Origin of the sequence: Butyricimonas faecihominis (assembly GCF_033096445.1) — a bacterium.
Classification (GTDB): domain Bacteria; phylum Bacteroidota; class Bacteroidia; order Bacteroidales; family Marinifilaceae; genus Butyricimonas; species Butyricimonas faecihominis.
This window is the reverse complement of the sequence record NZ_AP028155.1, coordinates 4,451,002-4,474,408: the sequence shown is the minus strand read 5'-3', so window position 1 is coordinate 4,474,408 and position 23,407 is coordinate 4,451,002. Positions and strand designations below refer to the sequence as shown.

Annotated in this window: 14 protein-coding genes and 1 tRNA gene; 3 read left to right on the top strand and 12 right to left on the bottom strand. The window is 42.9% G+C overall.

The window, feature by feature from the left end:
• Positions 1-51: 51 nt before the first annotated feature.
• On the bottom strand, positions 52-3,678 hold the full coding sequence (locus R8806_RS18545; RefSeq protein WP_124316070.1) for an ATP-binding protein: 3,627 nt from the start codon (positions 3,676-3,678) through the stop codon (positions 52-54).
• Positions 3,671-4,144: a 23S rRNA (pseudouridine(1915)-N(3))-methyltransferase RlmH gene (rlmH, locus tag R8806_RS18540; protein ID WP_124316069.1), complete on the bottom strand. Its 474-nt coding sequence runs from the start codon at positions 4,142-4,144 to the stop codon at positions 3,671-3,673. The genes R8806_RS18545 and rlmH overlap by 8 nt, the downstream gene beginning before the upstream one ends.
• A gap of 172 nt (positions 4,145-4,316) precedes the next feature.
• Here rlmH and R8806_RS18535 point away from each other — a divergent pair.
• Positions 4,317-4,390, top strand: a tRNA-Ile gene (locus tag R8806_RS18535).
• 78 nt (positions 4,391-4,468) lie between these two features.
• Positions 4,469-4,645, top strand: a complete 177-nt coding sequence (locus R8806_RS18530; RefSeq protein WP_164719573.1) for a hypothetical protein — start codon at positions 4,469-4,471, stop codon at positions 4,643-4,645.
• 27 nt (positions 4,646-4,672) lie between these two features.
• Here R8806_RS18530 and R8806_RS18525 read toward each other — a convergent pair whose 3' ends face one another.
• The 9 genes from R8806_RS18525 to R8806_RS18485 all read right to left on the bottom strand — a co-directional run bounded on the left by R8806_RS18525 (position 4,673) and on the right by R8806_RS18485 (position 20,184).
• Positions 4,673-5,821, bottom strand: coding sequence for a 6-bladed beta-propeller (locus R8806_RS18525; protein WP_124316068.1), 1,149 nt, complete (start codon positions 5,819-5,821; stop codon positions 4,673-4,675).
• Positions 5,818-8,118 (bottom strand): DUF5117 and DUF5118 domain-containing protein, encoded by a 2,301-nt coding sequence (locus R8806_RS18520; RefSeq protein WP_124316067.1) that lies wholly within the window; start codon positions 8,116-8,118, stop codon positions 5,818-5,820. The genes R8806_RS18525 and R8806_RS18520 overlap by 4 nt, the downstream gene beginning before the upstream one ends.
• Positions 8,119-8,127: 9 nt before the next feature.
• Positions 8,128-10,485, bottom strand: coding sequence for a zinc-dependent metalloprotease (locus R8806_RS18515; protein WP_164719571.1), 2,358 nt, complete (start codon positions 10,483-10,485; stop codon positions 8,128-8,130).
• Positions 10,486-10,518: 33 nt separating this feature from the next.
• Positions 10,519-11,505: a hypothetical protein gene (locus R8806_RS18510; RefSeq protein WP_124316065.1), complete on the bottom strand. Its 987-nt coding sequence runs from the start codon at positions 11,503-11,505 to the stop codon at positions 10,519-10,521.
• A gap of 99 nt (positions 11,506-11,604) precedes the next feature.
• Positions 11,605-13,314, bottom strand: a complete 1,710-nt coding sequence (locus R8806_RS18505; protein ID WP_164719570.1) for a PKD-like family lipoprotein — start codon at positions 13,312-13,314, stop codon at positions 11,605-11,607.
• Positions 13,315-13,325: 11 nt separating this feature from the next.
• Positions 13,326-14,012, bottom strand: a complete 687-nt coding sequence (locus R8806_RS18500; protein WP_124316063.1) for a DUF4843 domain-containing protein — start codon at positions 14,010-14,012, stop codon at positions 13,326-13,328.
• 11 nt (positions 14,013-14,023) lie between these two features.
• A complete protein-coding gene (locus tag R8806_RS18495; protein ID WP_124316062.1) occupies positions 14,024-15,526 on the bottom strand; it encodes a RagB/SusD family nutrient uptake outer membrane protein in 1,503 nt (500 codons plus the stop codon).
• Between the two features lie 15 nt (positions 15,527-15,541).
• Positions 15,542-18,871: a SusC/RagA family TonB-linked outer membrane protein gene (locus R8806_RS18490; RefSeq protein ID WP_229782963.1), complete on the bottom strand. Its 3,330-nt coding sequence runs from the start codon at positions 18,869-18,871 to the stop codon at positions 15,542-15,544.
• A 170-nt stretch (positions 18,872-19,041) separates the two neighbouring features.
• Positions 19,042-20,184 (bottom strand): FecR family protein, encoded by a 1,143-nt coding sequence (locus R8806_RS18485; RefSeq protein WP_164719569.1) that lies wholly within the window; start codon positions 20,182-20,184, stop codon positions 19,042-19,044.
• A gap of 125 nt (positions 20,185-20,309) precedes the next feature.
• Here R8806_RS18485 and R8806_RS18480 point away from each other — a divergent pair, with 125 nt between their 5' ends.
• The gene (locus tag R8806_RS18480) at positions 20,310-20,906 is read left to right on the top strand and encodes an RNA polymerase sigma-70 factor (protein ID WP_164719568.1); all 597 of its coding nucleotides are present in this window, start codon (positions 20,310-20,312) and stop codon (positions 20,904-20,906) included.
• An 869-nt stretch (positions 20,907-21,775) separates the two neighbouring features.
• Here R8806_RS18480 and R8806_RS18475 read toward each other — a convergent pair.
• Positions 21,776-23,383, bottom strand: coding sequence for a PKD-like family lipoprotein (locus R8806_RS18475; RefSeq protein WP_164719721.1), 1,608 nt, complete (start codon positions 23,381-23,383; stop codon positions 21,776-21,778).
• Positions 23,384-23,407: the final 24 nt, after the last annotated feature.

The following is a 23,407-nucleotide window of genomic DNA, read 5'->3' as shown; positions in this document are numbered from 1 at the left end:
CTATCCTTTTTTTAATCACCTAATCATTAAATCGTCAATCACTTAATCATTTCAATTGTCTTGTTTCAGTACCACATAGAACGTCGTACCCTCATTCTCCACGCTTTCAAAAGTGATCGAGCCACCCATCGCCTCTATAATCTTGTAGGACATCGCTAAGCCTAGTCCCGTTCCCCCGGACTTCGTCGTGAAATTAGGCTCGGAAATTCGATCCCGGATACTTTCCGGAATTCCGCAACCGTTATCTTTAACAAGCAAAATGATCTTGCCTAACACCGTTTTCAGTCGCACCAACACGTGCCCTTCCCGTCCTTCCGGGATACTCTGTTCCGCATTCTTCAACAAATTCACGATCACCCGGTTCACCTGATCCCGATCACCATACACGGAAACATTCGGCTCTATATCACATTCCATGACATCCACGTTCTCATGGAACAACTTTGCACAGCCGTTTACCAATTCACTCAGGTCGAACCACTCGTTATTCGCCTCCTGTAACTTGGCAAAATCAGAGAAAGCCGAGGCAATCGATGCCATGTGATCAATCTGTTCGATCAACACGGCTGAAATATCCTTAAATCGCTGGCGCACTTCCTCCATATCCCCCTTCTGCAACGTGCGCTGCATAAACTGCAAATTCAACTTCATCGGGGTCAACGGGTTTTTGATCTCGTGAGCAATCTGCCGGGCCATCTCCCGCCAAGCGCTCTCCCGCTCCGACTTCGCTAACTTCTTCACGTTCGCCTCCAGTTTATCAACCATCTCGTTATACTCCTTCACCAGCATACCAATTTCATCCCGCTCGTGGTACACAATCTTCTCGTTCTTTCCCCCCACCCTCATCTGACGCAATTTCTCATTCACCACTTGTAGCGGTTTCGTGATCCGTTCGGCCACGATACTCGACAGAATAAAGGCAAGCACCATCACGATCATGGCAATATTTACCGCTATAATCACGATCAGCAAAATATCCTTATTCAGTTCCTCCCCACGGGTAAAATACGGGATACTCAACACGTACCTCTCCCCACTCTCCAGCACCAATGGCATATACACCGCCATGTATGCCAATTCCACAATTCGCTCATCCTGTACAAAATTAATCTGTCCCCTCTTAACAATCTGTTCAAAAGCCTTCGGGTTCAGCAATGTCCCATCAAATCCCTTCTCGAATATCACGGGCCGGGAAGTCGCCACGAGAGCCCCATCCCAGTTATAGATATTAATATCTACCCAAAGCACCTCGGACATATCTTTCAATTTTTTCAATATCTGGGGACACTTCGCGGCATCCACGCAATCATTATGTTCCAACTCATCCGTTATATACCGCGACAACTCGATCACCTTCGAACTATGCCGACGTTCAAAACTCTCGGCATTCACGATAATACTCATGATCGTCATGATCAGGAACAACGCTCCGATCAACGTGATGATATTCTTTTTAATTCTCAACGTGAGACTCGTCTGTCGGAAACTTCCCCATCCCCCGTCAAACCGGAAGAACATCCCGTAAGAAGTCAAGATACCACTGACAAAAATAGCATACAACAAATTCAAGTAGTAGAGTGCAAACACGTCATCACCCAAACTTACGATACATACCCCATCATTCTCCACGGGAATCACCATGTGCGAGAACCCGTCCATGTTCATAATCCGGGCGTGCTCGATCTTCCCGAAACGTTCCAGAGAACGGGGATAACTAAAATCCCCCTTGGAATCCACCAATACCCCATTCTTGTACTTTGCGTAAGAATAGGGATAACGGGCCTCCTTCTCGACCCCGATCTCTCTAGATAGAATTTGAGCATACCCGATCCCTTCATGACGGTTTTTCGACTCGAAACGAATATACACGCAACTACCACCCCGAGGCGTGGAGAAAGAAAAACGCCCGAGGTACTCAACCACCCCGTCAAAATCTTTTATATTGAAAAACGACGTGTACCCAACACGGGTTCCCAAACTATCAATTAGCTTGTCGTAATACTTGTCACAACCGTATTTTTCGTAAGTAGGAGTCAACAATATCGTGTCCCGTGGATCACATATCATCGCCTTACAAGTATAATAAAATCCCGTCATATCCAATAACTCGCTTGAAATATAAGCCGCCAATAAGTCCGTATCCCCCACTGTCACCAGCGAATCCACTTTCTGGCTTTGTTTTATTTCCTCGTTAACTTCCAATAACTTATGCTCGAAAATCGGGTCTCTCTCCTTGATAATCTCGTTCGCAAAACTCGCCCTCACCCCTTGTTCCCGATGAATCTCACTACTCTTTGCCAAGAAAATGATGTAAATACAGACCACCACGAGCGCGATCATGAAAATACTCTTCTGGGCATCCTGTTTCATCAGATACACCCCCAGAATAAACAACAGGTAAAGCGACAACGGGAAAAGACACTCCAACGGGGACAGTGAGAAATTAAAGAAATAACAGAGTGCCGCACAAAAAACAAGCACACCAGTTACTCCAAAAAACGCCTGACTGATAGAGAACAAATTCTGGAAATAACGCACAGAACTGTTGATTAAAACGATAAATCCCATCCCGGCAATAATCAACGTGATAAAAGCCACGATTGACGAGAAATCGACATTGATGAAACGGGCAATATTCAAGCTGACCTGCGTACTCTCGATTAACGTGTTAATCGAAAAGTGTAACAAATTCGTGTAGAAAAACACGCCTATCACGAATCCTACGAGGAATATATATTTATAACGCACCAAACGAGGCTCGTCATACTTAATTTTCAGCTTGTTAAAGGTTATAAAGAAATAATGTGCCAAACAGAACATCGTGACAAACAAATCTCCCACTGACACGATAAACCGTCCCCCAACCTGACTAGTCGTGAAAATAGGCAAAGCATAAAGAGTTTGCGGAACCTTGTATTCAACCATCAAGGCACGCATCAGCACGATAAAGCAGAAAAAACCGAACACGTGAAACAGTTGCATCCGGAACGATCGGGCCCTATCCAGCGATATTTCGTAAGCATAAAACAACAAGAAAAGAAACATGATATAGGGGATCAACAAGAAATAAGTGGGCACAACATCCCCATGCTCCACTCGACTCTCTATCTTGAACAAAGGCCTCCCGTCACGGTTGTACACGAGTTCTCCCCCATCTTCCCACGTCTCCCGGATAATCACCTTACTCGCGTCATCCAAATTTTCCCCCAATGACGGGTTAAAATGACTTTTCACGTAGTTACTCGAATACGGGTAATCCTCCTTTATAAACAGAAGTGCGTAATAAACCGTGTCCCCAACGGCATGCTTACGAACATCAAAATAAAGATTATTAATCTTCACCAAATCATTTCCCGCTGACAATATCTCGTACAAACGAGGCGAACCGATTCTCTCGTTACTCCAGTAAACCAACTTACTCCCCTTAAAGCCGACCAACACAGACTGTTTACCCTTCCATTCCGGATTTTGCCGTTCCGCCTCGTGATCCAGCTTCCGCAATTGATCGTCAATTCGTTTCTCCTCGAACTTCAACCGTTCTTGAAAAAGAAACAGTTTCTTATCCACGGACCAATCGTTCAGAGAATACTCCCACAAAGAGGCCACGGCCAGACAGAACATGGCTAGTGACAGTACGAGCCAAAACTTCTTCATGCTTTTCACCCTCGCTTTATTCATGATGATAAGGTTCTCCTTTCAATATAGTCATTGCCCTATATAATTGCTCCGTGAAGATTATCCTCACCATCTGGTGAGAAAAAGTCATCTTGGATAGTGATATTTTCATGTTTGCACGTTTATATACTTCTTCCGAAAAACCGTAAGGTCCCCCGATGATAAATACAAGTCGTTTCATACTTGTCAGCATCTTCTGTGCCAAAAAGTCCGCAAAAGCCTTTGAAGTGTACTCGTTTCCCTTTTCATCCAACAAAATCACATAATCCACCGCCTCCAACTGCCCCAACAACAATTCTCCTTCTCGTTCTTTTTGCTGTATCTCACTCATGTTTTTCGTGTTCCGCACATCCGGGATCACCTTCATCTCGTAAGGAATATAATATTTCAAACGTTTCTCGTACTCGGCAATCCCCGCCCGTACAAACTCCGCATCTGTCTTTCCTATCACTAACAAACAAACTTTCACACCACGAATTTTATCAATTATACTAATAAGTTCATCTACACGCAAATGTAAATAAATTTACGGTATCTCCCACGAACCTTCAAAAAAAAGCCCCTCAATATTTGCCCGAATTTCAATAAAACACTATATTTGCACCCGTTAAAGGCTAACCACTTTAACACACGCAAGTGTAGGTCCTATAGCTCAGCTGGTTAGAGCACCTGACTCATAATCAGGGGGTCCTTGGTTCAAGCCCAAGTGGGACCACAGAAACAGAGAGAGTTACGAAAGTGACTCTCTTTTCTTTTTGTCTGTTTTGAGGGTGTTTGGAGCAAATGTGGGCGTATGGTAAAAAAGAAACAATGGAAAAATCTGCGTGTGGAAAACAAATTTCACACGCAGATTTTCCACTTGAGCCACTTTTACAGCAAACCAATTCCTCGTCACTTGACACGAGGTGACGAGGAGTTTGACATAAAAACAAGCATTACATTCATGTACTATAAAGTTGATTCCTCCTGAATGAACCAAGCCCATCACCCGCAATCTCTATTTGAAAGTATAAAAAATCATTACTGATTGCCTTTCAGTTTCTACCTGCCGGAAAAATTGTTTCATCCTTTTCGTTAAAACCACCCCTTCCTTTTCCATCTTATCTTTCATGGCTAACAATTCTCCCGGGGTATATACAGCCACCAGTTTCTCCCCGCACTCGCCCCATAAATCATCTGGATAAATCATATCCCCTCTCATCGCTACATTTTTAGGCATATAAAAAGCCTTCTCCGTTTTTTTGTTATACATCAACTTACCTGTTTCGTAAGTAATTACAAACCAATTCTTTGTTTCATATATTTCATCTTTCGAGAAATAGCCCTTTTCCCTTTTCAAACGTGCCACCCAAGTGAGATAATCTTTATGTCCCGGGTCAAAATCATCCGGTACGGAACAATGCACCTTAGTCACAAAACGAGGTTGCAATTTATGCCCGTCATATTCAAAAATCGTATCACACAACGGGGCCACAAAAGAAATCCTCCCGTCATAAATAGTTATCGGATGAATAGAAAAATCAACCACTCCCATCGGGAAACGGACGTAATGAGGACGCAAAGTATCAAATTTCGTGAACTCCTTATCCGAAATAAAATAACAGAGCCTGTTCAGGCTACACGCAAAATATCCCAAATAACGATCTTTTTCCAAGGGATACACCCGCCGCATGTAGTGCATGTAATCCTCACATACCCCACTTCCTTTAAAATTACCTTCAAAATCATAGGTCACATAGCGTTTCCCCCAAAGACCGTCATACACTCCGATCTCTCGCTCCAACGGATCTACCCGAACCCAACCAATCACTCCATATTGCTCCTTACCGTCTCCTTGACTACCGATTTGCCGCAAAAACTTACCGGAAATATCAAACAATAAGATATTTTCCATTTGGTCCCGTATACCCCTGACCACAACCAAATCATCATAAATGGCCAAATTCTGGATTTCGACCCCATTCTGAGCGTTCATTTCCAAAGGTACCGCTTCCCACGATTTGATAAAACGATCCCACTCTTTCGCATCATTCAATTCAACCACGTTGTGTTCATCTAAAATAACCGGTTGATTCTGGGCACACACGCTACCCACCCACAAAAACAGAAACAAGAAAAAATAATTTCGCATCACTTTACCTTTCATTTGTTCAACACTTTTTCGATTCTCATACTCAACATGGCGTATATTTTTCGGACCGCCTCATCCTCGTGCCGTCCGGCCAACACTTTCAATCGTTCTCCAAGTTCCTGCACTTTCCATTTCACGACAGGAACAGAAACATCAGCCACCTTCTCAAACAAAGTGTTTACACACGCTACCTGCATATCCATCCGGGAAAAAGAGATTTCACTATCTACCTTAAAATCACAGAATAACATGGAGAACAAGTCACCGAAAAACATATCCAACGTGTAGACGTTCTCCAAGCACACCTGCTCCATATCCTGCATACGTTTCAACACTTCCGGGGACAACAATTTTTGAAATACAGTTGTCATCTGCCGAATGTAAGTTGTCTTTACATCCCAAGAACATCCCTTCGCCAAAGGAGAAATCAACCCTCTATCACCGGCAAATAAATACTCGCCCAATAAAGCCATCGCTTCCCGCTGCTCCTCTACCGACAAGGGGACATTCCCTCTTTTCTCTCCCAAGCAGGAGACTATTTGCAATAAATACTCACCGTATTTATCAATTACTTGCCGATTGGCATCCATGATCGCCCAACCCGAATCATATCGTTTGTCCGAATAAACGATATTTCCCAATGCCTCGTTCAACCGGAGTAAATTATTCAAAGCGAATCCCAACGTTTTCAACGGTTCCGAAGACAGATCTCCCGCTCTAACCTCTATCCCCTGTGATGCGGGAAACATATATCCCGCTGAACATTTCTGAAACTTTTCCCGCAAAGCCTCGCGATCCGTATAGGCGTTTTTGCTCGCGGGAAACTCCCGATACCCCCACTCGATTGCCAAACAGTCATAGTCACCGATCCGAGGCATAAGCTCCCTTGCCGCCACCTTGTCTGACTTTTGAACAGCATAATTATACGGGTTATTATCCATAATAGAACCCGTGTACCCATGCTGCTTCAACCAAGCTACACTTTTCACCTGCTCCGCGGTATAAGCGGCACTTCCCGCCAAATTTTCTTTCAACCCCAACACGCTCCCCACAGCCCGAATCACCTTGCTCCGCAAAATTTCACCCACCACGTCAGGGTGAAAAAACTCTTTCCGGATACGATCGTCAACAGTTCCGCACTCCAGCACATACCTCCACAACTCCTTGGGCAAAAAGCCATGTCCTATATTAACCCGACAAGATAGAATTTCTCCTGTTTTTGGATGAAACGTGTAGCCTGTTCGGATTCCAGCCTCATGTAAATCGTAGGCAATAACGGCTCTCTGTTCTTCCAACACGGTTTTCGAATCCGCCATTTTCACCCGTAAGGCATTTTTAAAACCGGCTTTTTCAAAAGCGGCATTCCATGCCAGCACCCCCTCTTTAATATACGGCACAAACTCGGCAGGACAGCAAGTATCGATATAAAACACAACCGGATGGGCAGGATCTACCAATTTCCCTTTCCGATACTCTCCCCGGTCGTTTTCCGTTACCCCAAGATTCCATTTCCGAATAATCGAATCACTTTCTGCCCGATAAGGATTCTGGGAATAATCCAAGAATGAAATCACTTGGTAGCCGAAACGCCTGTCGGCAAAACGCTCCCTCATCTCCCGTTCAGGCAGTAACGTCACAACACAACCGATTTCCAACGCTAAAAAACCCCGGGGAGGGATCACGTTATCCAACAACCGTTCGGGAGAAAATCCACACATCCGGTGTATCGTAAAACTTACTCCATCCGAAAATTCATGTACGCCCAAAATTCTTGCCCGAGAAGCATCCTGTTCTCTAATTTGCGAAGCGGTCACCTTAAACCAATCATCCCCGGTTTTCAACATGTCCGTGATATCTATTATATATCCCTTTTCGTCAGCTGAATAGGCTACTACAGGATAAATGATATCTACCGGTTGCTTATTTGATTTACACAAGGCCTTGTACAACTCGTTATTTTTATCCGCAACCCGCTCGGAGAACAAGCGACGTTGAATGTAAATCGAATGATCTTCTACTTTCTGCAAATACACGACCCCCATACTTTCCAATGGTCGGGCTACCATATCGAATCCTTTGTTCACTTGAGCCCGGATTTCCAATTCACGGCCCAGCAAACGTTCCGGAATCTCTATATACACCTTTGCAGAATCCCGGTAGACAGGAAGAACACCGGAGATCTTTTCCATTTTCCCGTGAAAAAATTTCTCAAAAGCCAGTGGTTGCTCTACGGTATTTTGACCAACACCTTTTCCTATCGTCCAACAACAGATTACCAAACACAGCAAACACAACCTATACCCTATTTTCATACTCAATCATTAATTTTGTAAAGATTCGATACTTTCTAACAATAAGGCGATCCGCCTTTTTTCCTTTCCCTCTAAGCCTGCCATATAATTCCGCCCCTCTTCCAAGATCTTTCCGATCTCTGCCAACCCCTCCACCAACACCCGAGAAGGAACGTACCCCGTTTTTTCAAACAAAGCCTTCAACTCTTTCACGTAAGCAGACTGAACAACATAACGGGCATCCGAAACAGCGGTATTTTCCCGCCACTCTCTAAATATCCACCGATGCAATTCTCCCAAATACTCATCCAAAGTATACACTTCGCCCGGCATATATTCTTCCATGCGTGCTATCGTCGCAAACTTTCCCACTAAAGTTTCCATCGTGGTTTGATAAAAATTGTTCATCAGCACCCGCGTATCCTCCCCGAGACTTTTTCCCAAGGAATCCCGGTACAACCAATCGCAAGGTGTCAAGACGTACCGCCCGAGGAACGTCATAACCTTCGACATATAATCACGACCAACCGGTTTATAGAACCTCGTTGTATCCCCCTCACATTTCAACATCCCGCCAATATCCCGAAGCACGTGATCCACGAATAAGGAATATTGTTGGATCATCCCGTGAAACCGGGATTTCACGATATGATACGTTTGACGATCCGTACACTTCCACATATCAGCCATGGCCATCAATTGCTTTAAATTCTCTATTCCCAAAGAATTAAACTCGACATGATCGTTTCCCAGGTCTTCCGATTGCGCCCTGGCATCCAGGCCCGCCTCGAAACGTTTGGAAGAATCACGTAACTCCTGCCTTACCCATTCGTTCCATTCCTCTCCCGTACGGTCCGGTAAGTAACGGTACCCCCAATCAATGGCGAAACAGTCGTATTCCCCGATGCGGGCAACCCGGTTTTTCAAACGGACATGATCTTCCTCCCTAGCCACATAATTAAAACGCATATAATCCATAATGGAAGAACCCATCCCATGTTTTTCCAAAAAAGCATCATCCCGAAGTTGTTCCACTGAATAAAGGCTGCTACCTATAAAATTATGTTCCAATCCCAACGTATGCCCGATTTCGTGAGAAACAACCATCTTAACAAGTTCCCCGAGCAGGCTATCCGGCACTATCGTTTCCCGGGCAAGTTTATCATTCGTACCACATTGGGCAAAATACCATTGTTGCACCAGATCCCATACGCTACTGAATATTCCGACATGACTGGTTATAATCTCACCGGATCTCGGATCGACTGTCGATGGCCCGTAAGCATTCCGCACCGGAGAAACTTTCCACGAAATAAAAGAATAACGGGAATCATATTCCGAAAAATCAGGATTTTCCTCCGGGGTCGGGGCCAGCTCTCCGCGGATCGCATTTTTAAACCCGATCCGTTCAAATGCCTTCTGCCAAGCGTTCACCGCTTCGATAAAATAGGGTACCCAACGAGAAGGCGTTTCCCGATCCACGTAAAAAACGATCGGTTTCACGGGCTCCACCAATTCTCCCCGCGCATAAGCCTCCGGGTCTCGAGGCTCCAACCTCCATCGTTTCACACAAGAGATCCGGGACAAGGCAAAACGACTTTTTGAAAAATCAGTTTTTGCAAAACTGAAATACCCCACGTCACTATTCTTCTGACGCCTTTCCAACGGCTGACGGGGCAAAAGAGCCAAGCAAACGCCGATTTCCCAACTTGTCGTATAGCTATTGCCTGATCCATTCCCTCCCACCATGGAATACTCCTCCACGGAAAAACTCCTGCTGGAACGAATCAGTATATTCCCGGGAAATCCTTTTATCTCGCCAATACGGTTCTTTTCACTTTCGGCCATCCCCATTTTCAACTCAAAACTGAACGGGCCCAAATTGAACAAGGGATTATTCATCAACAACCGGGACACCTCCACCAATACCGAAGAAGAAGTCTTCACCAGCACGGGCAACACCCCGTTTAACATGAAATCTCCCCGTTGCCGGGCCACATGATGAATCCCTCCTTTCCCCGGGTCCACTCCCACCCGGTCACACAGAGGCACCTGTAATAAAACCTCGTTACCCTCTTTTTGAAAACGAACAATCAGCGGCCCAAAGAGATCCCCGGAATACCCATAACGTCGGTCTTCTTCTCTTTTCTTCAATGCAGCCGATTCCAATATAGTCGTCGTTACAAGCATATCACGCCCGAATAACGAATCGGGTATTTCCCAAAAGATCCGTTCCCCTTGACGGTAAGTAGTAAACATTCCGGGAATAACCTTCAAAGAGTCCTCCGACGGACGGGAATTAAAAAAAGCATTGATCTCTTGTTGGGCTACCGAGTGAAAATATAATCCACCACAAAACAACAATATAAATCCTATTTTTTTCCACATACAATACTCATTTTTCCGTAACATCCCATGTTTTTATTCTCCAAAATAAACCGGATCAGAATACAACGATGCCCGGGTTGACACCCCGTCTTCTGCAGCAACAAGCTGGAATAAGGTGTAAAACAAACGCCATCCTTTTCGCTGATGAGCTTTATAATCCAACACGTTTTGGGCACCGAAAGAGGCTGACACCTCCATCGTATCAACTTTGACACCCTGTTCGTTGATCTTTGTAAAGTCCGTACCAGCGGGACGACTCATTTGTGTAAGTGCTACAGAATGCCACACGCGATCCCCCTTTTTTAATCGCTGTTCTATTTTAATATCCCCGGAAAGGAGCACCGTAGTCCCCATCACCCCGGCTTGAATACTGACATTCTCGTTATTCATTCCCCGGGAACACGCTACAAGATACTCGTGCGCTTGCCCGTCTGCAATCAATTCAACCACTTTCTCTTCCATCGCTGTTCCACGCCGATCGGCCCAATGTCGAACCACCAAAGTCACAACCTCCCCCGGCTTACTATCTAAAACGGTTGCCGTGAAACGAACAGTGAATTTACCCCCATCATGCGAAACGTCAAAGACCGGAGACATCAAAACCGGAGCCCAATCCTGGGGTAACGATGCATCAGATTTCAATACAAGCCCTTTGGCTGATACTTGCCCCATACGCATATACCATCCCTGCCCCGTCATGTAATCATGCACGAACGCATTTATTCCTAAAGACTTACAAGCATCCCCGAACAAGGAGGCATCCCCTTTGACCGTGGTTTCCAAAACTCCTTGAACCCCATCCCGGTCGACTATCCGTTCCACCCCCACGTACGCGATAACGGAGCGTGCCACGGAATTATCCTGCGCTTCCCAACTAGCCACAAAACTTCTCTTTTCCTGATCTACTTGATAAGGCGGAAAAGTTTTCAAACGAGGCAAATCCATCGTGTACCCCTGAGCTTTGGAATGCAATGGCAACACAATACACAAGGAAAAAACATATAACAATATTTTATTCATACCGATAAATCTATTGATACAAGAAAGTGTCCCAAGAGTATGAATCCAAGCTCTTGGAACACTCCTTTCCAGTATCTGAAAATCAATAAAAAAAACTTCTTACACCTTCGCGCTATACCCGAAATCAACAATCTTGCCGAATCCCTTGTGTTCAACAATTTCACTGTCCGGATCAACCTCTGCAGCCGTGGTCAGTTTCATCTCTAAAATTCCCCCCTCATTTCCACCATAATCCAATGAAGCACCTAAATAATACGGAAAATAATTCCACATCCATTCAGATTCATAATCATTTGGATCCGCCGAGTACCCCGTGTCATAAAGCGAATTCTTAAACTTTAATCCGGTAATTCTCACGTTGGGATCCTTGTGCTCATAGAGTAACGAAATCTTCGGTATTGTACGGTTAAAATCTACTTTATAAATTTTATTGCCTCCGGCAAAGAACACGGTTTTCCCGTAAAGATAACAAGCTGTCACGCTCACCTCGTCCACACTCATCCCGCCGGGAAGATCAAATGTATGCTTAGCGGCACATATCGCCTCTTTAGCTTCTTCACCAAAACCGGCTGCATTCAAATCATACACGTGGATCTTCCGGTCGGAAGTGGAAAAACAAGTTGCCAATACCCCGTATTTTCCATCAGCATAATACATATTCATATTAATCATCTTCTTGTCATCCCCGATATTATCCGGATCGAACACATTTTCAACCCGGGGATTTTCTCCGATCTTTGCGAGTTTTTTCACCGTCTTATTCGGGTAAAAATAATCTTCCATTCCATATTTTCTATAGTACTGATTATAATAATACCCTTCCATAAAATCATCATAAATTCCGGTTTTTAAAAATCGGTGATTTTGCTCATCATAAAGAATAAAACCTATACCTTGTAGGGGGGCGACCTTCGTAATTTTGAATTCAGAGGCATCGGCATCATTTTCCCATACAAGCGGATAATACACAGAATAACCGTCAGCATTCGCCATGTACAACTTCCCGTTATCAGATAATATCTCCCCTAATACCGTGCTATAAGTTTGGGTTGCCAACCACTCCGGTACAAAATTTTCATCATGCAGAACCTCTTTGATATGCAACATATCACGATATTTCCATACCTGTTTAAACGAAACAGCATTCATCAAATACACATCCTGATCCGTTCCGACAAATATCACCGGTTGTTGCGCATTAATAATGGAACCCTGTGGGGATCCGTACATCCAATCCGTCAACAAATATTTCGGCGTACCGCCAATAGGCAAATCCTTCCCCATATCCAACTTGTAGGCATCGGGAATAACCACTCCGCCACTTCCTTCACCATCCACGGCACCCAACACACATTTACCCTCGTTATACTGAAGTACAAACCAACTACGGCTATAGGGAACGATCGGTTGCACGGTCAGTTGCTTATACCATTCACTCCCGTCTTCCCGGTGATCCTGCACCCGTAAACGGATAGCCAAAGGGTTCACATCTTCCGGATTAAACGACAATTCACATACTTTTTCCTCCCCGCAAGGAGTCCATTCGTTCAACCCCAGACTATTTTTCTTCTCTCTCTCCCACAGATATGTCAATTGAGCCTCACCCTCCTCCAGCGTCTGAGACAACTTGGGTTCAATCTTTACAGAGACAGCCTCTTTTTTATCCAACCGCACGCTCACGGTCGTGGGCAAATCAATAACCACCTCATTAACATCATGATAGTCATACGAACCTTTGTCATCATAACAACCGGACAATAAAAGTCCGCCTGTCAGGAAAAAAACTGCTATATTTATAAATCGTTTCATGGCAATCATTTTTAGTCTACTTTTTTAAATACGATCTCCTTTCCCTTGTCGTCCAACAAAGGCGGATTATTCTTTTTATATTCCTCATAAGCATCATATATCTCTTTTTGAGTATCCTCATTCTCCGGGATATCATCTATCGTGGCCTTAAAATGATCCATCATAAAAAAGTATTTCGCATCGGAATACTCACCCCATTGATAGTCATTCCAATTCGTTCTCTTGATCACGTAATGAACCTCTAACGGTAAAACCTCCTTGTCTTCCCGCCCCGGATCAAACTGATGCAAAGGATTGTCCAGATCAAAACAGATGTCTGCCTGGTAAGCTTTCGTTGTTGTCAAATTTTCCGGCCGAGCGACCTTTATCGTAAAGATCTGGTGTATAGAATCTTTTGGAAACATGTACTGCTCGGCAAAAGAGACATCCGCTTTCAACGTATAGGCGTCATTCGGCCTTACTTTCATACAAAAACTTTTATCCTCCGTGAGACGATACCCCTGCAAATCCACTCTCAACAACCACTCTTTCTCCGTATTTCCTTTCACGTAATCGGAATCCCTGAAATGAACGGCTAAATTTCTATAATACAGATTCAGACGAGGCGTCTCATCGTACACGTCAATATCATTCTCCTCGCATCCCATGTAAATGAAACCCAATACAAATAGCAATAAAAGAAATCTATATTTTTTCATCTTTGTCGAATTTAATTGTTATTGCCAAAAATTATTTCGTTGTCCGGTAACGGCCATTGGTAGAAACCTGCCATATTTTCCTTGACACAATAAGGAAATGTCCTATAATTATGACGTTTATAGAAGTAGAATAACTGTCCTTCAGAAAAGAATTCTTTCCGGTATTCCTTCATAAGTTCATTAACTCGTTTCGTGTGGGCCTGATCGTAATCGGGTCTCGTATCCAACCGATCGTATGCGTCATCCGCGACCACCCCATCCTCATAGGAAATTCCCCTTGCCCACATTACCGTATTCAACGCCTCCGCGCTCTTTTCCTTATCCGTCTCGCATTCCGCTATGATATAATACATTTCAGGCAGGCGGATCAAGGGCAACACATTTTTCCCACTATACTGAGAAGAATTGGAAGTATACTTAGACTGATCATATTTCAAACAAAGTTTATACCTTTTATCTCCATCCCCGGACACATTCTTAAAAGCGGCTGTATTTGCCCGAATATCGAAGGATCCCCTGCTTCCGGTTTCATATTGTTCATCAAAATTCTCTTTTGTCCGCAAGATATAATACGCCTCGGATAGTTGCCCCTCGGGGATTTGCGTCTTATATTTACCATCCTCTTCCAACAACTTGTCCAACTCGTAAACATTCAAGCCGAAAATATGCTCACCAAACAATACCGGATTGGAATTATCTTCATGCAAACCGAAATAATCGCTTTCCACCACCTCGCGGGCGTAAGTCAACGCCTTAGCCTTGCTGTCTGCATCCCCTTTATACAGATATACCCGTGCCAACATGGCCCTCACGGCATAGACATTCATCCGTAACTGGCGTGAACTCTCGAAAGCATTGTAATCCTTATCATACGTGTTGGGAATCTTAAAACTCTTGCTATCTGAAACTTCCAGCAAAGAATCAGCCTCGTGCAAATCCTTCAACACATACGTTATAACCTGATCGGCCGGTAACACAGGAGTTGCTTTCAGATCAAACGATACCCTGTAAGGGATAGCCTTCCCCGTCGGATTCTCGCTATACACGGGACCGAAGAGTCTCAATAAATCAAAATGCAAAAAAGCTCGCAATCCCAAGGCTTCTCCTTTCATCAACTCGTAATATTTCCCCGTTTTAATCACAGAACGATTCTTGTCGATATACTTCAAAAAATTATTAATATTAGCAATTATATTATACATCGACCCGTAAATATTATCCTTCTCGGATAACCATGTATTATCATAATCGTATATATCCTTCAATACCACATCGGGATAATAATCATAATTCCCCGACATCACTTCCAGATAACCGTAAGTTAAATTTTCGGCATACAAACTTGTTTGTCCCATTTTCAGATAAAAACCGGTCAATACATCCTTGAACCCCGCCTCACTCTCGAACAGGTCATCACCCGGGATAGATGTTTTGGGTTGTACATCCAGCCAATCGGAACAAGCCGTCAAGCCGGTCACAATTCCTAATAACAATATATATATTTTCTTTTTCATATCTCAAAATTTTAATTAGAATGCAACATTTAGAGAAAACGAAAACCGCCGGGCAAAGGGGTAATCAGTTCCCCGTTCCTGCTTCACGGAAGAAAGGTAAAACAGATCCTCCATGTTAAAAGCGAATTTCACGGAACTCAATCCCCAGCGTTCCAAGAATTTCGTGTTCGTCCGGTCCATACGATAACTTAAAGCAATAGAAGTCATCTGGAAAGTATTCTCATCCATGACGAAACGCGAAGTCGCTTTAGTCCCGGCTCCATTAATTCCCGTATTCATTCCTTTAAACTTCGCCGTATCACCCACTTTCATCCAACGCAAATCCAACACCCGTTTATCGGCATTACGCATTAAATCCGCATTCTCCACCTTATCTACCAAAGTTTGATTATAAACCTGTCCTCCGAATTTATACGCCATACTCACGTCGACTCCGAATCCCTTGTAAGCAAAAGAGGAATTGATATTTCCCTGCCATTTCGGCTCTGTCGTACCACAAGGAACCAAATCCACCACATCGTATTCCCCGGTCATCTTGCCATTTCTCTTCAACAATATCTCTTCACCTGTCATCGGATCAATACCTAACGATCTAACAGCCCAGATACGGTTGATAGACTCTCCCTCTTCGTAATGCGGAAGCGGACTATCCTCCTGTTTGTTGTAATTTTCCTCGTTCATATGGCGCAACGCCTCGGAAATTTTCTTCAACTTGTCCGTGTTATGAGAACCGTTGAGAGAAATTGTCCAATACGCCGATTTTGCCGTATTTTGATAAGGAATAAAAGCAAAATTCAACTCGACACCTTTATTTTCCAAGGTACCCATATTCTCCGGATAAGAATTAAAACCCAGTGAAGGAGCCAACGTTATCTGAGTCAGCGAATTTTTGGTCAATTTCTGGAAATACTCCGCACGGGCAGTAATCCGTCCGTTTAAAAGCCCCAATTCCAAACCGATATTCCAAGTATCAGTCTGTTGCCATTTCAATTTTTCATTCGGCATCGCAACAAGTTCCACCCCGGTTCCGTCAGAAGCGAGATAAGGATGAAGCAAAGCTCCATAACTATACAACTCCCTTGACTGGTAAGGCGCAAACCCCTGTGTACCGGTAACCCCGTAAGAAGCTCTCAATACAAATTCCGAAATAAAATCCACCCTCGACATGAAGTTCTCCTTTTTCACATCCCAACGAACCCCCGCAGCCCAGAAAGGTGCAAAACGATTATCTTTACCGAATTGGGAAGAACCATCCAAACGGATACTGAAATCAGCCGAGTACTTGTAAGCATAAGAATACCCGAAACTTCCGGCCCAACCAATCAAACGCGACGTGTTCTCGGAACCGGTCATCTTTTCATCATATTCCTTACCGAACAAAATTCCATCCATATTTTCATTCGGGAAACCCGTTACATGAGCCCCATAACTTTCATCTTTACTCTCCTGTACAGACATACGGGCATTGGCGGTAACATAATGTACTTCACCCAACAACTTATTATAACTCGCCGTCAAGTCTAGAGAGTACTGAAAATTCTCCTGTTGGGTACGCCGGAAATCTCCCCGTTTTGTAGGATCCGCAATTCCCTCGAAAGCAGTATGCTGGGCGGGTCTGAAAACGTCCGTTTTACCATTCCCCTTGGAAAGAGAAAAAGAACCGATCAAACGCAAATCACTGTTAGGATTGTATTCCACGCTAAACAAATTTCTCACGGAAAAACTTGTTGTTCTATTCTTTGTATTCAAAGTAGCATTATACATCGGGTTGGCATAATCCGTTGTACGGCCGGCCGCGTTGGCAAATATCACGAAATTATCCAAACGTTTTAAAATTTCCCCGTTTTCCCCGTAAGGCCGTAAATAAGGATTCAACTTGGTATATTCACTAAAACTTCCCCAAGGAGACTCGTCTCCCACGGTATTGTCAATCGTGATGCTATTCTTCAACAACACTTTATTAAAACGGTATTGTAAATCCAAAGATCCGGTCATCACATCCCTTTTGCTCCCTTTCATCACACCCGGTGTATGGTTATACCCAACATACAAACGATAACGCAATGCCCGGTCACCGCCCTCCAAAGTCACGGTATGACGTTGTTGAACGGAGGTACGCAACGGCTTATCCAACCAATAGGTATCCACGCCTCGCTTCACCTCTCTCAATTTGTCTTGATAATTTTGCAAGACCTCAATACTACCGTTACCCTCGTACATACCGGCCAAAACTTCCGCTCTCAATTTCTCTTCCGCATTCATCAAGTTGTAGTCTGACAGATCTGGGATTTCCACGCGAAGATTTCCCCCGTAAGTTACCCACAAACGCCCTTCCTTCGGAACTTTAGATTCAATGACTATCACCCCGTTTGCGGCACGAGAACCATAAATAGCCGTGGCGGCAGCATCCTTCAACAAGGTTATTGATTCCACCCGATCGGGATCCATATCGACCATCGTCTGCAAATCTATTTCAAAGCCGTCCATGATCAGCAACGGCTTATTAGGATAAGTGTCATATTCTCCTTGCAAAGTCACCATTTCGGCCGAAGTCCCGGCATTACTGCCACCGGGCAACGTGGCTTGTCCTCGCATACGCAAATCAGGCAAGCGATTGGGATTCGACCCGTTCAACACATCCTCCATAATCCTAAAAGAAGGATCTATCGCGGCCAAAGCCTTCGCAATATTCGTCGTGCTGATTTTCTTTAAATCCTCCCCTTTCACGGAAACAGCCGATCCTGTAAAACCTTCTTTTCTCCGGTTAAACATACCGGTTACCACGACTTCAGACAACTCCTCTTCAGCTTCTTCCATCACCACGGTCAACGGTTTCATCTCTTTCTCCAATTTTTTTATCGCGATCTCTTTATCTTTCATACCAACGAAAGAAAAAACCAACACGACACTATCCATTTGAGGCACTTCAAGGGAGAATTTTCCATCTTTATCCGTTGCCACCCCGATAGTCGTTCCCTTCAGTAAAACCGTAACACCGGGTAAAGCCTCTTTCTTTTTATCCTGTACCAAACCGGTTATTTTAAACGATTCCTTCTCCGCATCCCGTATAATCTGTTCCGCCCGTGTCTGTATCACCACGACATCACCTTGAATGTAATATCCCAAAGCCGTGTTCTTCAAACATTCGTCGAGTACTTGTTTCACATCACTCGTTGTAATGTCCAAAGTCACTTTTCCCACTTGATTTACATCATGTTCATTATAAACAAACGTATACCCCATCTTCTGTTTGACCTCCTTAAAAACAGACTTCAATGTCACATTCGTAACTTTTATTGTGGCCCGTTGTCCTAAAGTTGCCGCAGAAACGGATAAAAACGACATCAACAAAAAAACAGTTGTCAATTTCATAATCAATAAAATTTTAGGTCGGACCTGTCGAAACAGTCCCTCTTCATTGTTTTTTTTCATACCTTTGTTTCAATTTTAAATTATACCAATGTGCTGCCAGGCACTTTAACATGTCGAACGTTGCCAGACGTTCGACATATTTATTATTTCACAAAAACATTATTTCCTTCAATTTCAATTTGTATCGATCTCGTTTGTTCTATCAAACGAAGAACCTCTTCAAAACTTTCATGCCGAGGCATATCCACGGAGAAACGCTCCTCCCGTACAGACGAATTTTCAAAAAATATATTCACATCATACCAACGGGCCAACTCGTTCAAAATATCTTCCAAACGTTCATCCTCAAAAAGGAAATATCCCTGTTTCCAGGCAATATAAGGAGCGACATCCACCTCTCGTACCACCACTTCACCATGCTTCCCTTTTACAGCTTGTTCGCCTGGTTTCAATACGACTTTTGTCCCTTTATCCCGAATCAAAACACGCCCGTCCACCAATGTCGTTGCCGAAGGTAAATCAGAATAAGCCCGGACATTAAATTCCGTCCCAAGCACTTCAACCTCGTACAATCCCTCAACCTCAATCCGGAAAGGTGAAAGAGAATCCTTGGCAACTTGAAAATAAAGCTCGCCACTGGCAAACACTCTACGTTCTTTTCCAGAAAAAGTCAACGGGAAACGTAACTTCGAATCAGCATTCAACCAAACGATCGAATTATCCGGCAACACCACTTGATACTCCCCGCCCCTTGGTGTTCTGATCTCGCTATAGCCCACCTTTTGCAACTGGACCGAATCTTGTGTTAAAAATAACACGCCATTCTCATTCCTCAATACCTTACCACTCTCTCCCAAAAACAGATTGTTGCTATCCTTATTCAATTCTACAATTTTTCCATCGGGAAGAACTAACTCTGCAAATACCCCTCCCGGTTCAACACCTCGCATAACAACCACGGGAGATTTTTTTTCATTTTTTTCCATAAACACCCAAGTTCCAAGCAACACGATCCCTAACAATGACGCAACCATACCCCAATATTTCCACGAGAACTTTTTCCTTTCATGCAGCTTTTTTTCCATTACTTTCCAACTTTTTTCCCAATCATACTCATCCAAACGTTCCATCTTCACCAATATCCTCTGCTTATTCACTAACCTAGAAAAAAGTTTTTTATTCCTATCGTCCTTCAACCATTCATCCAATTGCCTTTTCTCCTCCTCTGCCAATTTTCCTTGAAGGTATTTCAATATCAGTGTTTCTATATCAATTTGATCAAACATATCATTATATTTTTGCATATAGAACGACTATATAGCCTCCAAGTGTGATTTAAAAATATTTAAAATATGACTTTTTTCTATAAAACAATCGTATTTTTGGGTTTTAACTCAACAAAATCATATTTTTGTTTTTTGTTAAGCGCACGGTTATTGAACACACACATTATTTTAATTTGTCAAATAATAATTTCATAATAAAGTTACACTCCGGTGATGAAAGGGTATTCAAGGAGATATTCAAAAAATATTATCTTCCTGTCAGATCATTTGCGTGGCGCTTTGTAAAGGACAACGATATTGCTGAAGATATCGTGCAGGATTGTTTTTTAAACGTATGGGAAAAAAGGCTTACATTCAATGTCATTACCGAGATAAGAAATTACCTGTACACGAGTACCCGCAACGCTTGTCTGGACCATCTAAAACATGAACAAATAAAACAAAAGCACGCTATCCAACTATTGACAACCGCATCACAAGAGGAAGAACAGGAATATATTCTGGAAGAAGAAGTCGATGCATTAATCCACCAAGCCATCGGGACACTTCCCAGACAAGCACAAAAGATGGTTATTATGACATTAAACGGAGACTCGAACCTCGAAATTGCTCAAAAATTAAATATTACCGTAAATACAGTCAAATCCACAAAATTAAAGGCGTATCAAATTTTACGCAAACGTCTTCGTAACGTACAATGGTTTCTCGCATTACTCACTTAAACGCAATATAAGAGGATGTAAATTAAACTGTGTCAGCAAAGAATAAAATATGGAACTTATATACGAGTTTACAGTAAACTCGTATATAAATTCCTAAACAAAAATTAGCAACAACAATAACGAACCACCGACTCATAATCAGGGGGTCCTTGGTTTAAGCCCAAGCGAAACCACTGAAAAAAAAGAGCGTTACAAAGTGACTCTCTTTTCTTTTTGTCTGTTTTGAGGGTGTTTGGACCAAATGTTTAAACCATGTTTAAACCAGAATTGATAGTGTCCCCCAAAAGTGTGTAAATAAAATAAATATTTAACGCAGGATTTATACACAAATATATTCCAAATAAAGAACAGATAAATTCCAAATAATACCCGTTACTTTATGCTCATTCGAAACTCAAACGTTGTTCATCCATAACGGGATGTTTAAGCTCTGAATGATCCACGAGAAAAAGGTAGTTTTTCCACTATATCTCCACCTTTCTTCTTCGAGTTCTCACTAGAAACGATCAGTAATGTAATAATTATTGTAACTGATTAACAAATAGATTCAACTTTCTCGTGAATATTAGAAATTCATTCACTTTATTCATTCATAACGTATTAACATTCATTTTATACACACTGGATACTCATTTCCATTATAATCTCTCCCAAGTTGAGTCTATATATCCAAATGTCGCAAAAAGGGATCATCGAGTTACAGTGGAGCCACACCGTACCTCCCGGTCGCTAAAAGATCTGTATTCGAGTATCCACGGTAATCGTGATATTAACAATTGAGCGGAAGGAACGAAATTCCTTCCGCTCTCAAAAATCGCCACAAACTAATACATCTAATTTGTACTTCCCACAAGTATAATTAAACTTATTTAACGTCTTTCCCTGTACCGGACGTCTTTTATCCGAGCGAAACCGGAATATTCCACTCGTTTTGTTATCGAATTATTAGCTCCATCCACTTTATAAAACCCTAACTTTCCACCATCCACACCGCTAACACGATTATCATAAGTACCCACCATCAACTCATACTGACGAGCCATAAATTCTTCAGTGGGTTCAGGCCACCAATAGTTATTATGATACAAATTAAACTTCAACATGGTCACTTCCTCATTGGCACTCAATCCGATATTTGTCATTTCATAAGTTATATTAGTACCCAAATTATGCAAGTACACCTTGTTTTCCACACCATAGAACATATAAGGGAACTGTGAATGGAATGCAAACACTGTCGCTTTATCAAAATCGGGAGCGTTCAAATTTTCGTATATACTCTCTTGCACGAAACCCGCTCCGCTCATGTTAATCCCATATATAACCCGTTTCCCGGAAGCGTTTTGCAATATGGCATATACCAAACCATTCGAGTAGCTAGTCCCCTCCATATAAACTAAATCCATTCCGGTTTTAAAATCAAACAATTTTCCGACTTCCGGATTAGGAACAGGTGTCAATATCTGGTTTATGTCATTGGTTGTAGGACTCTTGAAACTCCAACCCACAAAACGTTTATTATCTATATCATAGAACAGGGCCGCAGTACTGTTCCCCGGGTAGCGAACCATACTTATACCAACGTACGGGGCTACACGATATTCCGGGGACTTTCCACGAACAGAAGTATTAATTGGCATCTCAAAAGCCGCCCCCGCAGCCGTTACCAAAGCATAGACATTCCCTTTATTTGAAACGGCAAAAATAGCACGTGCCGTAGGAGGGCCCATGTTTGCCAAGGGCATGTATTCTATAATATTTTCATCCGGATCACTTGGTGCCACGATAAAATCTGTCGTGTAAATGTTATACATATCACTTGTCTCGAAAGTATTTTGGTCAAGTTTGTAAGTGCCTTCTTCCGACATTAGATAAATAACATCTCCCGTTTGAACAGGGGCCGGATAGAATCCAATCTTTGTGGCTTTCTTCAAATCGGGAAGTCCCAACAAAGACAACAAATCATAAGCGGGCTCAATCCGATCTGCCGAAATCACGGAAATCATATCCATCCGCACACGCTTTTCTTCACCCTCGTTACACAATACTAACCAACCTTCATACGTAGAGGAAGTCACTTTCACATCAAAAGTTGTAGAATACTCGATAGAAGAACGCTTATCTTTTACCGCAAACCACACGACATAATTTCCCGACGGGATTGAAATTAACGTATCCAATTTCAACGATTTAGATGGATTCAAATCTACCCATGCCTCATCATACAATTGACTTCCCCCCTTTTTCTCCAACTTATAAGAAAACTCAAAATTAGGATTTCCATCCTTAATCTCTCCTTCCAATGAAGAAGTCACCTTCGGTTGGGCAACAATATGCTCTATACCACCAAGAATTTCAAGTGTCTCAGGCAAATTCTCAATTTTAATCTCTGCCATCTCGCGATAATCATAATTCCCCTTGTCGTCATAACATGACATCAAAAAGAAAATGAACGAGAGTAATATTATATTTTTCATTTTCATATTGACAATTTTTTAAAC

Bases quoted from the DNA above. Each gene is read 5' to 3' on its own strand.
- R8806_RS18545 (WP_124316070.1), bottom strand. From the start codon at position 3,678: ATGAATAAAGCGAGGGTGAAAAGCATGAAGAAGTTTTGGCTCGTACTG.
- R8806_RS18510 (WP_124316065.1), bottom strand. From the start codon at position 11,505: ATGAATAAAATATTGTTATATGTTTTTTCCTTGTGTATTGTGTTGCCA.
- R8806_RS18505 (WP_164719570.1), bottom strand. From the start codon at position 13,314: ATGAAACGATTTATAAATATAGCAGTTTTTTTCCTGACAGGCGGACTT.
- R8806_RS18520 (WP_124316067.1), bottom strand. From the start codon at position 8,118: ATGAAAATAGGGTATAGGTTGTGTTTGCTGTGTTTGGTAATCTGTTGT.
- R8806_RS18490 (WP_229782963.1), bottom strand. From the start codon at position 18,871: ATGTCGTTTTTATCCGTTTCTGCGGCAACTTTAGGACAACGGGCCACA.
- R8806_RS18500 (WP_124316063.1), bottom strand. From the start codon at position 14,012: ATGAAAAAATATAGATTTCTTTTATTGCTATTTGTATTGGGTTTCATT.
- R8806_RS18495 (WP_124316062.1), bottom strand. From the start codon at position 15,526: ATGAAAAAGAAAATATATATATTGTTATTAGGAATTGTGACCGGCTTG.
- R8806_RS18485 (WP_164719569.1), bottom strand. From the start codon at position 20,184: ATGTTTGATCAAATTGATATAGAAACACTGATATTGAAATACCTTCAA.
- R8806_RS18475 (WP_164719721.1), bottom strand. From the start codon at position 23,383: ATGAAAAATATAATATTACTCTCGTTCATTTTCTTTTTGATGTCATGT.
- R8806_RS18530 (WP_164719573.1), top strand. From the start codon at position 4,469: ATGGTAAAAAAGAAACAATGGAAAAATCTGCGTGTGGAAAACAAATTT.
- R8806_RS18515 (WP_164719571.1), bottom strand. From the start codon at position 10,485: ATGTGGAAAAAAATAGGATTTATATTGTTGTTTTGTGGTGGATTATAT.
- R8806_RS18525 (WP_124316068.1), bottom strand. From the start codon at position 5,821: ATGAAAGGTAAAGTGATGCGAAATTATTTTTTCTTGTTTCTGTTTTTG.